Annotated in this window: 8 protein-coding genes; 3 read left to right on the top strand and 5 right to left on the bottom strand. The window is 72.2% G+C overall.

The window, feature by feature from the left end:
- Positions 1 to 199 precede the first annotated feature (199 nt).
- From ACSUPT_RS04805 to ACSUPT_RS04785, 5 genes are all read right to left on the bottom strand, one after another.
- Positions 200 to 1,483 (bottom strand): PAC2 family protein, encoded by a 1,284-nt coding sequence (locus ACSUPT_RS04805; protein ID WP_436943517.1) that lies wholly within the window; start codon positions 1,481 to 1,483, stop codon positions 200 to 202.
- Between the two features lie 300 nt (positions 1,484 to 1,783).
- Complete coding sequence (locus ACSUPT_RS04800; protein WP_351963105.1) at positions 1,784 to 3,394, bottom strand: glycerol-3-phosphate dehydrogenase/oxidase; 1,611 nt, start codon at positions 3,392 to 3,394, stop codon at positions 1,784 to 1,786.
- A 16-nt stretch (positions 3,395 to 3,410) separates the two neighbouring features.
- A complete protein-coding gene (gene glpK / locus ACSUPT_RS04795; protein ID WP_361662913.1) occupies positions 3,411 to 4,943 on the bottom strand; it encodes a glycerol kinase GlpK in 1,533 nt (510 codons plus the stop codon).
- A gap of 46 nt (positions 4,944 to 4,989) precedes the next feature.
- A complete protein-coding gene (locus ACSUPT_RS04790; protein WP_351963103.1) occupies positions 4,990 to 5,751 on the bottom strand; it encodes an MIP/aquaporin family protein in 762 nt (253 codons plus the stop codon).
- Positions 5,752 to 6,266: 515 nt separating this feature from the next.
- Positions 6,267 to 7,031 (bottom strand): IclR family transcriptional regulator, encoded by a 765-nt coding sequence (locus tag ACSUPT_RS04785; protein WP_399219095.1) that lies wholly within the window; start codon positions 7,029 to 7,031, stop codon positions 6,267 to 6,269.
- Positions 7,032 to 7,271: 240 nt separating this feature from the next.
- On the opposite strand from ACSUPT_RS04785, the gene metH reads away from it, so the two are divergent.
- The 3 genes from metH to ACSUPT_RS04770 all read left to right on the top strand — a co-directional run bounded on the left by metH (position 7,272) and on the right by ACSUPT_RS04770 (position 13,890).
- The gene (gene metH / locus ACSUPT_RS04780) at positions 7,272 to 10,793 is read left to right on the top strand and encodes a methionine synthase (protein WP_365724793.1); all 3,522 of its coding nucleotides are present in this window, start codon (positions 7,272 to 7,274) and stop codon (positions 10,791 to 10,793) included.
- Positions 10,794 to 11,087: 294 nt separating this feature from the next.
- Positions 11,088 to 11,789, top strand: coding sequence for an HAD family hydrolase (locus tag ACSUPT_RS04775; RefSeq protein ID WP_351963100.1), 702 nt, complete (start codon positions 11,088 to 11,090; stop codon positions 11,787 to 11,789).
- 499 nt (positions 11,790 to 12,288) lie between these two features.
- Positions 12,289 to 13,890: an ABC transporter substrate-binding protein gene (locus ACSUPT_RS04770; protein WP_351963099.1), complete on the top strand. Its 1,602-nt coding sequence runs from the start codon at positions 12,289 to 12,291 to the stop codon at positions 13,888 to 13,890.
- Positions 13,891 to 13,897 lie beyond the last annotated feature (7 nt).

Here is a 13,897-nt window from a genome sequence, read left to right as displayed (position 1 = left end):
CGCCTGCGCCCTGGCACGCGCGCCCGTGCGCCTCTTGCCGGGCGCGCCGTCCGGGGGCGTACGCCCCGCTCCGGGGGTACGGACCTGCTCTGGGCGTACGGCGTGCTCCGGGGGTACGGCGTGCTTCCGGGCATACGGCTGCGGGGCGGCACCGCCGTGACGGTGCCGCCCCGCAGCCGTGACCGGCCGGTGCCGGTGCTCAGTCCTCCCGGCCGCCGGACTCCGCGTCCGAGCCGCCGTCGCGCCGGGTGCCGCCGCTCTCGGGGCCTTCCCCGGAGCCGTCCGCCCGGCCGCCGTCCTGGCCGGGAGCCCCGTCGTCGCCGTCCTCACGGCCGTCCGCGCGCCCCTCGCCGGGCTGCGTCTCGCCGGCCGCCCGCTCCTGCTCCGGGTCCGCCGGGGCCTCGCCCGTGCCCGCCTCGTCGGCCCGCGCGTCGCCGGTGCGCGCCTCGTCCGCCCGTGCCTCGTCCGCGCGGCTCTCCGCCGCCTTGTCGTCGGCGCCCCGGCCCGGGGGCTTCGGCGGGCGGGTGCGGCCGCTCGCCGGGTCGCGCAGGTACGAGGAGCCCTCACCGCCCTCGGCGGCGTGCCCCGCCGCGCCGGGCAGCCCGCCCTGGGGCGTACCGGGACCGCCCGCCGTGCCCGGGCCGCCGTCCCGGCGCCGCAGGTACCGCTCGAACTCGCGGGCGATGGCCTCGCCGGACGCCTCGGGCAGCTCGGCGGTGTCCCGCGCCTCCTCCAGCGTCTGCACGTATTCGGCCACTTCGCTGTCCTCGGAAGCCAGTTGATCCACGCCCAGCTGCCAGGCGCGGGCGTCCTCGGCGAGCTCGCCGAGCGGAATGCGCAGGTCGATCAGGTCTTCCAGCCGGTTCAGCAGGGCCAGCGTGGCCTTCGGGTTGGGCGGCTGCGACACGTAGTGCGGGACGGCCGCCCACAGGCTGACGGCCGGGACGCCCGCGTGGGTGCACGCCTCCTGGAGGATGCCGACGATGCCCGTGGGCCCCTCGTACCGGGTCTCCTCCAGCTCCATCCGGCGCGCCAGGTCCGGGTCGGACGTGACGCCGCTGACCGGGACGGGCCGGGTGTGCGGGGTGTCGCCGAGCAGCGCGCCCAGGATCACGACCATCTCCACGCCCAGCTCGTGGGCGAAGCCGAGCAGCTCGTTGCAGAACGAGCGCCAGCGCATCGACGGCTCTATGCCGCGCACCAGCACCAGGTCGCGCGGCTTCTCGCCGCCGACGCGCACCACGGACAGGCGGGTGGTGGGCCAGGTGATCCTCCGTACCCCGCCGTCCAGCCACACCGTGGGCCGGTTGACCTGGAAGTCGTAGTAGTCCTCGGCGTCCAGCGCCGCGAACACCTCGCCCTTCCACTCCCGTTCCAGGTGCGCGACCGCGGTGGAGGCGGCGTCGCCGGCGTCGTTCCAGCCCTCGAACGCGGCCACCATGACCGGGTCGATCAGCTCGGGAACCCCCTCGAGCTCGATCACCCAGGCCTCCTTCCGAAGTTCCGTCCGTACGGACCAACCTTACGGCGTCCAGGGCCCCTGCCCGCAGCCGTTTGTACACGTCCGGGTGCTGTACCGGCCCCACACGACTACCCCGGCCCGAACCCCGGAACACTCCGCGTCCGGCCCCCGCCGACGCCCCCTCCGGCCCCTTCGCGCACCGCCCGGCGCGGCCAAGGCCGCCCGTCGCGGGCGGCGTTGCGCCGGGGCCGTACGCACGAGGAGGGCGGCCCCCGAAGGAGCCGCCCTCACCGCCCGCCCGTACCCGCCGGGCCCGGCCCGTCAGGCCCGGTCGGCCAGCATGGCCTCGACCTTGCCGCGGATCTCGTCCGTGGCCAGGCCCCGGATCGTCAGCGTCGTACGGCGGCGCAGCACGTCGTCCGCCGTCTCGGCCCACTCGTGGTCGCGGGCGTAGGCGACCTGCGCCCAGATCTCCGGGGCGTCGGGGTGTATCCGCTCGGCGAGCGCCGGGTTCTCGTACGCCATGCGCGCGATGTCGAAGGACAGCGAGCCGTAGTGCGTGGCGAGGTGGCGGGCCGTGTCGGCGGCCATGCGCGGGCCGGGGGTGCCGCCGTCCACGAGGAGCCGGTGGGCGACCGCGTTCGGGTTGGCGATGCCCGGCAGCGGGAGCTTCTTCGGCAGCCGCGCGATCGGCTCCATGTCGTCGGCGAGCGGCCGGCCGGGCAGCGCGGCCAGCTTGTTCATGACCGTGCGGCCGATGTGGCGGAACGTCGTCCACTTGCCGCCGGCGACCGACAGCATCCCGCCGCGGCCCTCGGTGACGACCGTCTCGCGCTTGGCCTTCGACGTGTCGCCGGGGCCGCCGGGCAGCACCCGCAGGCCGGCGAACGCGTAGGTGATCAGGTCGCGGTCCAGCTGCTGGTCGCGGATGGAGAAGGCGGCCTCGTCCAGGATCTGGGCGATGTCCTTCTCGTTGACCGCGACGTCCGCCGGGTCGCCCTCGTACTCCTCGTCGGTGGTGCCGAGGAGCAGCATGTCCTCCCAGGGCAGGGCGAAGGTGATGCGGTACTTGTCGATCGGCGTGGCGAGCGCCGCCTTCCACGGGGAGGTCCGCTTCAGGACGAGGTGCGCGCCCTTGGACAGGCGGATGGACGGGGCCGCGTTGGGGTCCTCCATCCGGCGCAGGTGGTCGACCCACGGGCCGGTGGCGTTGAGCACGAGCCGGGCGTCGACGCCGAACTCGGTCCCGTCGAGCCGGTCGACCAGGTCGGCGCCGGTGACGCGGCCCTGGGTGAAGCGCAGTCCGGTGACGGCGGCGTGGTTGAGGACGGTGGCCCCGGCCTCGACGGCGGCGCGGACCGTCATGAGCGCCATGCGGGCGTCGTTCATCTGGTCGTCGCCGTAGACCGCGACGGCCTTCAGGTTGTCGGTGCGCAGCTCCGGCACGTCCTGCGCGGCCTTGGCGGGGCTGAGCAGGTGGCCTACGCCGTCGCCGAAGGCGGAGAGCGCCGAGTACGCGAAGACGCCCGCACCGAGCTTCGCCGCGCCGTGCGGCCCGCCCTTGTACACCGGGAGGTAGAAGGTGAGCGGGTTCGCCAGGTGGGGGGCGACCTGCCGGGAGACCGCACGGCGCTCGAAGTGGTTCTCCGCGACCAGCTTCACCGCGCCGGTCTGCAGGTAGCGCAGACCGCCGTGGAGGAGCTTGGAGGAGGCGGAGGAGGTGGCGCCGGCGAAGTCGCCGGCGTCCACCAGGGCCACCCGCAGCCCGGACTGGGCGGCGTGCCAGGCGGTGGAGATTCCGAGGATGCCGCCGCCGACGACCAGCAGGTCGTACGTCGCCTTGGACAGCAGCTCCCGGGTCTCTGCGCGGCTCGGCAGGGAACCGGCAGCCGGGTGCGTCCCGAGGGCGGGGACGCTCTGCAGGGTGGTCATGTCGTATTACTCCTCGTCAGTTCTCTTCTTCGAGCCAGCCCATGGAGCGTTCAACGGCCTTGAGCCAGTTCTTGTACTCGCGGTCGCGGGTCTCCGCGTCCATGCGGGGGGTCCACTCGGCGGCCCGCCGCCAGTTGGACCGCAGCGCGTCGGTGTCGGGCCAGAAGCCGACGGCCAGGCCGGCGGCGTAGGCCGCGCCGAGGCAGGTCGTCTCGGCGACCATCGGGCGCACGACGGGTGCGTCCAGGACGTCCGAGAGGGTCTGCATCAGCAGGTTGTTGGAGGTCATGCCGCCGTCGACCTTGAGGGCGGCCAGTTCGACGCCGGAGTCCTTGGTCATGGCGTCGGTGATCTCGCGGGTCTGCCAGGCGGTGGCCTCCAGCACGGCGCGGGCGATGTGCGCCTTGGTGACGTACCGGGTCAGGCCGGCGATCACGCCGCGGGCGTCGGAGCGCCAGTACGGGGCGAACAGGCCGGAGAAGGCCGGCACGAAGTAGGCGCCGCCGTTGTCCTCGACGGACAGGGCCAGCGTCTCGATCTCGGCCGCGGTGCTGATCAGGCCCATCTGGTCGCGCATCCACTGGACGAGCGAGCCCGTGACGGCGATGGAGCCCTCCAGCGCGTAGACCGGCTTGGCGTCGCCGATCTGGTAGCCGACGGTGGTCAGCAGCCCGCTGTAGGAGTTGATCACCTTGTCGCCGGTGTTCATCAGCATGAAGGTGCCGGTGCCGTACGTGGACTTGGCCTCGCCCTCCGCGAAGCAGGTCTGGCCGAACAGGGCCGCCTGCTGGTCGCCGAGCGCGGAGGCGACGGGGATGCCGTCGAGGACGCCGCCCTTGACGTGCCCGTACACCTCGGCGGACGAGCGGATCTCCGGGAGGACCGCGGCGGGCACCTCCATGGACTGGAGGATCTTCTCGTCCCACTGCATGGTGTGCAGGTTCATGAGCATGGTGCGGGAGGCGTTGGTGACGTCGGTGACGTGCCGGCCGCCGTCCGTGCCGCCGGTCAGGTTCCAGATGACCCAGGAGTCCATGGTGCCGAAGAGGATGTCGCCGGCCTCGGCGCGCTCCCGCAGGCCCTCGACGTTGTCCAGCAGCCAGCGGACCTTGGGGCCGGCGAAGTAGGACGCGAGGGGAAGGCCGGTCTCGCGGCGGAAGCGGTCCTGGCCGACGTTGCGGCCGAGCTCCTTGCACAGCGCGTCGGTGCGGGTGTCCTGCCAGACGATCGCGTTGTGGACGGGCTCGCCGGTGTTCTTGTCCCACAGCAGCGTCGTCTCGCGCTGGTTGGTGATGCCGATGGCCTTGACGTCGGCGGCGGTGATGCCGGCCTTCTCGATGGCGCCGGCGACGACTTCCTGGACGTTGGTCCAGATCTCGGCGGCGTCGTGCTCGACCCAGCCGGGCTTGGGGAAGATCTGCTCGTGCTCCTTCTGGTCGACCGAGACGATGCGCCCGTCGCGGTCGAAGACGATGCAGCGGCTGGAGGTGGTGCCCTGGTCGATGGCGGCGATGAAGGGGCCGGTGCCGTGGGAGGTCGTGGCGGTCATGGGGAGGTGCTCCTCGGGGTCTGTGGACGGATCGGGTCGACTGGGCTCAGCCGGCGAACGCGAGGGAGTAGATACCCGCGGCCGCGGCTCCGCCGATCAGCGGGCCCACGACGGGGATCCAGGCGTACCCCCAGTCGGAGCCGCCCTTGTTCGGCAGCGGCAGCAGCGCGTGCACGATGCGGGGACCGAGGTCGCGGGCCGGGTTGATGGCGTAGCCGGTCGGGCCGCCGAGCGACAGGCCGATCCCGACGACGACGAAGGAGACGATCAGACCGCCGAGGACGTTCAGCCCCTTGCCGCTGTCGTTGAGGCCCTGGGTGAGCACGGCCAGGACGAGGACCAGGGTGCCGATGATCTCGGTGGCGAGGTTCTGCCAGACGTTGCGGATCTCCGGGCCGGTGGAGAAGACGCCGAGGACGGGGCCGGGGCCCTCGACGGCGGGCTTGGAGGCGGTCTCCGGGTCGGTCAGATGGGCCTGGAACTGGCCGTAGTAGGCCACCCAGACCAGCGCCGCGCCGATCATGGCGCCGAGGAACTGGCCGGCGAAGTAGTAGGGGACGTTGCTCCAGTCCCCGTCCTTGAGGGCGATGCCGACGGTGACCGCCGGGTTCAGATGGGCGCCGGAGAGGGAACCGGTCATGTAGACGGCCGTCATGACCGCGAAGCCCCACCCGAGGGTGATGGCCAGCCAGCCGGCGTTCTGCGCCTTGGAGCGCTTGAGCACGACGGCGGCGACGACGCCTCCGCCGAGGAGGATGAGTACGGCGGTACCGATGATCTCGCCGATGAAGATGTCGGAGCTGGACACCCGCGACTCCTTTGTCCTTCGTCCAGGGGAAAGGCGAACCCCGGGTCCCTCCGGTGGTCCGTGCCCTCGGATGAGGGCGGTGCCGGCCTCCTGGCGTTGTCACACTCTAACGCGTAATCCCGGTAGGTGTTCGACAATGCCGACCGATGGACGGCAGTTTTGCCCCCAGGTGAACAGCCAGTCAAGGCTTCGAAGGCGAGAAACCCGATCGTTACCGCGGGGCTGACCCCGCACCGCTCCGGCCCTCCGCCACCACGCCGTGGCGCAGCGGCTCCGGGGGCGGCCGACGGGCTTCCCGGGGCGCGGCCCGGGCAGGCGCGAGGGGGCGCGGCCGGGGCGGCCTCCGCGGCCGGGCGGCGGTGCTCCGCGGCCGGGCGGCGGTGCTCCGCGGGGCCCGCCGGGGCGCTGGGCCCCAGGGCGGTACCCGGCGTCCGTGCGCCGCGCTCACGGCGTACGCGAAGGCCCCCGCGTCCGGCGGCCTGGGCCGCGCGCGGGGGCCGGGAGGGCGGCGAGGGTCAGAAGCGCCCCGCGCCCAGGTCCCGCGAGACCGCCCGCGCACACTCCCGTACCGCGGCGATCAGCTCCGACCGCAGCTCGCCCCGGTCGCAGACCCGCTCGACGGCGCCCGTGATGGCCACCGCGCCCACCGGCATCCGCCGCCGGTCGTGGATGGGCGCCGCCACCGACGCCACGCCCTCCCAGGTCTCCTCCACGTCGGCGGCCCAGCCGCGCGCCCGGGTGAGGTCGAGCAGCTCCTCGAACTCGTCCAGCGCCGTGACCGTACGGGGCGTGAACGCCTTGCGCTCCACCTCCACGGCCTCGCTGTGCGCCACCGGGTCGTACGCGGACAGCACCTTGCCGAGCGCCGTGGAGTGCAGCGGCTGCATGGCGCCGACCTCCAGCACCTGGCGGCTGTCGTCGGGGCGGAAGACGTGGTGGATCACCAGCACCCCGTGCTGGTGCAGCACGCCGAGGTGGACGCTCTCGCCGCTCGACCTCGCCAGGTCGTCGGTCCACACTAGGGCCCGCGCGCGCAGCTCGTGCACGTCCAGATAGCTGTTGCCGAGCCGGAGCAGCTCCGCCCCCAGCTGGTAGCGGCCCGACGCGGCGTCCTGCTCGACGAACCCCTCCGCCTGGAGGGTGCGCAGGATGCCGTGCGCCGTGCCCTTGGCCAGCCCGAGTGACGACGCGATGTCGGAGAGACCCAGTCGGCGCTCTCCGCCCGCGAGCAGCCGCAGCATCGCCGCCGCCCGCTCAAGCGACTGGATGTTCTTCGCCATCCCCGGCCTGCTCCTTCACTCCACGGTTCGACAATGCTGAACACTATCGGTCGTTGCCGACCTCCGGCCACATCGTGAAACGCCGTACACGCCACTTGGCCGGACTTCGCCCCCGCCAAGCATGCCGTCCGCCACGTGGGACGCCGTGTCCGGCCCGGAGCGGGGCGGTTAGGCTGACGACGTGCGGCCTCCCCAAGGAGCCGCAAAGCCGACAGCCGTCGCACCCCAGGGAGCACCTCCATGGCCTCGTTGCCGACCCCTTCCCCCACGCCCGCCGACAGCGCCGCCCGAGCAGCCGCGCTCCGCGACGCACTCGCCAGCCGGGTGGTCGTCGCCGACGGCGCCATGGGCACGATGCTCCAGGCACAGGAACCGACCCTCGACGACTTCGAGAACCTCGAAGGCTGCAACGAGATCCTCAACCTGACCCGCCCCGACATCGTCCGCTCGGTCCACGACGCCTACTTCGCCGTCGGCGTCGACTGCGTCGAGACGAACACCTTCGGCGCCAACTTCTCCGCGCTCGCCGAGTACGACATCGCCCACCGCGTCCACGAGCTGTCCGAGGCCGGCGCCCGCATCGCCCGCGAGTCCGCCGACGCCCACGCCGCCGCGGACGGCCGGCAGCGCTGGGTCCTGGGCTCCATGGGCCCCGGCACCAAGCTGCCCACCCTCGGCCACGCCCCGTACACCACCCTCCGCGACGCCTACCAGAGCAGCGCCGAGGGCCTCGTCGCGGGTGGCTCCGACGCCCTGCTGATCGAGACCACGCAGGACCTCCTCCAGACCAAGGCCGCCGTCCTCGGCGCCCGCCGCGCGCTGGAGGCGCTCGGTGCGGACGTGCCGCTCATCGTCTCCGTCACCGTCGAGACCACCGGCACCATGCTCCTCGGCTCCGAGATCGGCGCCGCGCTCACCGCGCTCGAACCGCTCGGCATCGACATGATCGGCCTGAACTGCGCCACCGGCCCCGCCGAGATGAGCGAGCACCTGCGCTACCTCGCCCGCCACTCCCGCGTCCCCCTCTCCTGCATGCCCAACGCCGGCCTGCCCGTCCTCGGCAAGAACGGCGCCCACTACCCGCTCACCGCGCCCGAGCTGGCGGACGCCCAGGAGACCTTCGTCCGCGAGTACGGGCTGTCGCTCGTCGGCGGCTGCTGCGGTACGACCCCCGAGCACCTGCGCCAGGTCGTGGAGCGCGTACGGGACCTCACCCCCGCGCCCCGCGAGCCGCGCCCCGAGCCGGGCGCCGCGTCGCTGTACCAGACGGTGCCGTTCCGCCAGGACACCTCGTACCTCGCCATCGGCGAGCGGACCAACGCCAACGGCTCCAAGAAGTTCCGCGAGGCCATGCTCGAAGGCCGCTGGGACGACTGCGTCGAGATGGCCCGCGACCAGATCCGCGAGGGCGCCCACATGCTCGACCTGTGCGTCGACTACGTGGGCCGCGACGGCGTCGCCGACATGGAGGAGCTGGCCGGCCGCTTCGCCACCGCCTCCACCCTGCCGATCGTGCTGGACTCCACCGAGGTCGAGGTGCTCCGCGCCGGCCTGGAGAAGCTCGGCGGCCGCGCCGTCATCAACTCCGTCAACTACGAGGACGGCGACGGCCCCGAGTCGCGCTTCGCGAAGGTCACCTCCCTCGCGCGGGAGCACGGCGCCGCGCTCATCGCCCTCACCATCGACGAGGAGGGCCAGGCCCGCACCGCCGAGAAGAAGGTGGAGATCGCGGAGCGGCTCATCGCGGACCTCACCGGCAACTGGGGCATCCGCGAGGAGGACATCCTCGTCGACTGCCTCACCTTCACCATCTGCACCGGCCAGGAGGAGTCCCGCAAGGACGGCATCGCCACCATCGAGGCCATCCGCGAGCTGAAGCGCCGCCACCCCGACGTGCAGACGACGCTCGGCCTGTCGAACATCTCCTTCGGCCTCAACCCGGCCGCCCGCATCCTGCTCAACTCCGTCTTCCTGGACGAGTGCGTCAAGGCGGGCCTCGACTCCGCGATCGTCCACGCCTCCAAGATCCTCCCGATCGCCCGCTTCGACGAGGAGCAGGTCACCACCGCCCTCGACCTCATCTACGACCGCCGCCGCGAGGGCTACGACCCGCTCCAGAGGCTGATGGAGCTCTTCGAGGGCGCCACCGCCAAGTCCCTCAAGGCCGGCAAGGCCGAGGAGCTGGCCGCGCTGCCGCTGGAGGAACGCCTCAAGCGCCGCATCATCGACGGCGAGAAGAACGGCCTCGAAGCCGACCTGGACGAGGCGCTGCGCACCCGCAAGGCCCTCGACATCGTCAACGACACGCTCCTGGACGGCATGAAGGTCGTCGGCGACCTGTTCGGCTCCGGCCAGATGCAGCTGCCCTTCGTCCTCCAGTCCGCCGAGGTCATGAAGACCGCCGTCGCCCACCTCGAACCCCACATGGAGAAGACGGACGACGAGGGCAAGGGCACCATCGTGCTCGCCACCGTCCGCGGCGACGTCCACGACATCGGCAAGAACCTGGTCGACATCATCCTGTCGAACAACGGCTACAACGTCGTCAACCTGGGCATCAAGCAGCCCGTCTCCGCGATCCTGGAGGCCGCCGAGGAGCACAAGGCCGACGTCATCGGCATGTCCGGACTCCTCGTCAAGTCCACCGTGATCATGAAGGAGAACCTGGAGGAGCTCAACCAGCGCGACCTCGCCGCCAAGTACCCCGTCATCCTCGGCGGCGCCGCCCTCACCCGCGCCTACGTCGAGCAGGACCTCCACGAGATCTACCAGGGCGAGGTCCGCTACGCCCGTGACGCCTTCGAGGGCCTGCGCCTCATGGACGCCCTCATCGCCGTCAAGCGCGGCGTGCCCGGCGCGAGCCTGCCCGAACTGCGCCAGCGCCGCGTCCGCGCGAGCGCCGACACCGCGGTGGAGGAGCGCGAGCCCGAGACCGGCGTCCGCTCCGACGTGGCCGTCGACAACCCCGTGCCCGAGCCGCCGTTCTGGGGCACCCGCGTCATCAAGGGCATCCAGCTCAAGGAGTACGCGGGCTGGCTCGACGAGGGCGCGCTGTTCAAGGGCCAGTGGGGCCTCAAGCAGAACCGGACCGGTGAGGGCCCCTCGTACGAGGAGCTGGTCGAGACCGAGGGCCGGCCCCGGCTGCGCGGCTGGCTGGACCGCCTCCACACGGACAACCTGCTGGAGGCCGCCGTCGTCTACGGCTACTTCCCCTGCGTGTCCAAGGGCGACGACCTGATCATCCTGGACGAGGCCGGCCACGAGCGCACCCGCTTCACCTTCCCGCGCCAGCGCCGGGGCCGCCGCCTGTGCCTCGCGGACTTCTTCCGCCCGGAGGAGTCCGGCGAGACCGACGTCGTCGGCCTCCAGGTCGTCACGGTCGGCTCCCGCATCGGCGAGGAGACCGCCCGGCTGTTCGAGGCCAACGCCTACCGCGACTACCTGGAGCTGCACGGACTGTCCGTCCAGCTCGCCGAGGCGCTCGCCGAGTACTGGCACGCCCGCGTCCGCGCCGAGCTCGGCTTCGGCGGCGAGGACCCGGCCGACGTCGAGGACATGTTCGCGCTCAAGTACCGCGGCGCGCGCTTCTCCCTCGGCTACGGCGCCTGCCCCGACCTGGAGGACCGCGCCAAGATCGCGGACCTGCTGAAGCCCGAGCGGATCGGCGTCCAGCTGTCGGAGGAGTTCCAGCTCCACCCGGAGCAGTCCACGGACGCCATCGTGATCCACCACCCGGAGGCCAAGTACTTCAACGCCCGCTGAGCCCCGGTACGGCGCCCGGCGCCTGTACGGCCCCCGGCCGCTGCACGGCGCCCGGCCGCCCGGGCGGGACCCCCGCACAGCGGAGGCGGCCCGCAGGGCGGCGCGGGGCCCGTCGGAGGGCGCCCCGGCGCGCCCCGCCGCGCCCCGTCCGGCGCGTCGCGGCGCGCGGGGGCGCACGCCGGAGCCGGGGGTCGTACACTGGTCGGTCCAGTGCAGGCCGGTCGCGTACCTCCACCGGGAGTTCCCGGCGGGGGAGGGCGGCCGGCCTTCTCGTCCCCCATGGAGGTGTGCCGGATGACCAGTACGGTCCCCGCGTCCCTGACCCGTACGGCCGACGGGTCGGCCCTGCAGGCCGTGTTCCTCGACATGGACGGCACCCTGGTCGACACCGAGGGCTTCTGGTGGGACGTGGAGGTCGCGGTGTTCCGGGACCTCGGGCACGAGCTGGACGAGTCCTGGCGGGACATCGTCGTGGGCGGCCCCATGACCCGCAGCGCCGGCTACCTCATCGAGGCGACCGGCGCCTCCATCACGCTCCCCGAGCTGACCACGCTGCTCAACGACCGGTTCGAGGAGCGCATCGACGACGGCGTGCCCCTGATGCCCGGCGCCGCGCGCCTGCTGGCCGAGCTGTCCGAGCACGCCGTGCCCACGGCGCTGGTGTCCGCCTCCCACCGCCGCATCATCGACCGTGTCCTGCGCAGCCTGGGCGCCGAGCACTTCACCCTCACGGTGGCAGGGGACGAGGTGCCCCGTACGAAGCCGCACCCCGACCCGTATCTGCTCGCCGCCCGCCGGGTGGGCGCCGACCCGGCCCGGTGCGCCGTGGTCGAGGACACCGCCACGGGTGTCGCCGCCGCGGAGGCGGCCGGCTGCCGGGTCGTCGCCGTACCGTCGCTGGCTCCCATCGCACCCGCCGACGGCCGTGTGGTGGTGGGTTCGCTCGAAGAAGTCGATCTCGGATTTCTGCGCGCTTTGATCACCGGAATGGACTGAACCGCGCACCCAGCGTGTCCCGTTGAATTGGGGAAAAACTCTCGGCGCCGAAGTGTGCCTTTTCCGTGACGGCCGCCCCGTCGCCCGCACGCTCCACGGCGTCCGTTTCGCGTGACCTTGCTCACTCAGCGTGGCGCGCGAGGGGCGTCCGCAACCGCACACATGCCCGGATCGGGCCGCTTCGGGCGTGCTGATGTGTCCGGATTCCATGGGCATGTTCCCAAACGTTCCTCCGTTACCGAGGGGTACGGTCACGTTCGGAGATCAATTTCTGACAGTCACTCAACTTCACCCCGGTCAAGGATGAGTGGCGGTGCCATTAATCTTTTCGCCGAGCACCCCGCCGCTCTTTCCCCCGGGCTCCAGGCCGCCACGAAACGGCCCGGCGCCACGGGGTCGATCGCTCGTATCCCGGCCCGATCGCCGCGCCTCACCGGGCGCCCGCGGCGGAGCTCCGCACACGCAACACCCCCGTGCCGGACCAGGAGTACCGACCCCCATGAACCGCAAGACCTTGGCGCTGCCGGCCATCGCCGGACTGCTGGCCCCGCTCCTCGCCGCCTGCGGCAGCGACACGAGCGGCGCCTCCGGAAGCAGCGACATCGTCGTCGGGACGACCGACCGGTTCGCCTCGTCGGCGCAGTCCCCGGCGCCCTTCGACCCGGCCTACGCGTACGACACCGGCGTGTGGAACGTGCTGCGCCAGACCCTGCAGACCCTCACGCGCATCCCGCGCGGCGGCGGCCTGCCCGTCCCGGACGCGGCCTCCCAGTGCCAGTTCACCGACCGCGTCAGCAAGAGCTACCGCTGCGTGCTCCGCGAGGACCTCGTCTTCTCCGACGGCAAGCCGGTGACCGCCCGCGACGTCAAGTACTCCATCGAGCGCGTCCTGGCCATCAAGTCCGACAACGGCGCCTCGGGCCTGCTGTCCAACATCGACACGATCGAGGCCAAGGGCTACCACGAGGTCGTCTTCCACCTGAAGACCCCCGACGCCACCTTCCCGTACAAGCTCGCCACGCCCGTCGCCGGCATCGTCAGCAGCGACAAGTACGGCGCCACCGAGCTCCGCGAGGGCTTCCAGGTCGACGGCTCCGGCCCGTACACCATGCGGCCCCACGTCCAGGGCGACCGCCTCGTCAGCGTCTCCTTCACCCGCAACCCGCACTACAAGGGCGGCGTGAAGGTCCGCAACGAGAGCGTCGAACTGCGCACCTTCGACAACGCCGACTCCATGGCGAAGGCGCTCACGTCCGGCGACATCGACATGATGACCCGCACGCTGGAGCCCGGCCAGATCAAGGAGCTCGACACCGACCCGCAGGAAGGCGTCCGGCTCACCGAGGTCCCCGCCCTGGAGATCCGCTACCTGGCCTTCAACACCAAGGCGCCCGTCGTCAAGGAGAAGGCCGTACGCCAGGCCGTCGCCGCCCTCGTCGACCGCGACCGCATCACGCGCGACGTGTACGGCCCCACGGCGAAGCCGCTCTACTCGCTGATCCCCTCCACGATCGCCACGCACAGCAACTCGTTCTTCAACAAGTACGGCGAGCCCAGCCGCGACAAGGCCGCCGCCCTGCTGCGCGAGGCGCACGTCGACACCCCGGTCAAGCTGACCCTGCACTACACGACCGACCACTACGGCGCCGCCACCGCCAAGGAGTTCGCCGCCCTGCGCGACCAGCTCAACGCGAGCGGCCTGTTCGACGTGACGGTCGAGGGCGCCGAGTGGTCCGCCTTCCGCCCCGCGCAGAAGCGCGGCGACTACGCCGTCTACGGGCTGGGCTGGTTCCCCGACTTCCCCGACCCGGACAACTTCATCGCGCCGTTCCTCGACGCGGACAACTTCCTCAACACGCCCTACGTCAACGACGAGGCGCGCGAACGGCTCATCCCCGCCTCCCGCCGGGAGGCCGACCGGGCCGCCGCAGCCCCCTCCTTCCAGCGACTCCAGGACATCGTCGCCGAAGACGTCCCGTTCCTCCCGCTCTGGCAGGGCAAGCAGTACGTCGCCTCCCGCGACACCCTCACCGGCGTCGAATGGGCCCTCAACACCTCCTCGGACCTGCAGCTCTGGGAGCTCGGCCGAGGAAACGCCTGACCCCTGC

It is taken from the genome of Streptomyces sp. SudanB25_2051 (assembly GCF_964272635.1).
Taxonomy (GTDB): Bacteria; Actinomycetota; Actinomycetes; order Streptomycetales; family Streptomycetaceae; genus Streptomyces.
The sequence above is the reverse complement of the archived record's forward strand: the minus strand, read 5'-3'. Positions and strand labels throughout refer to the sequence as shown.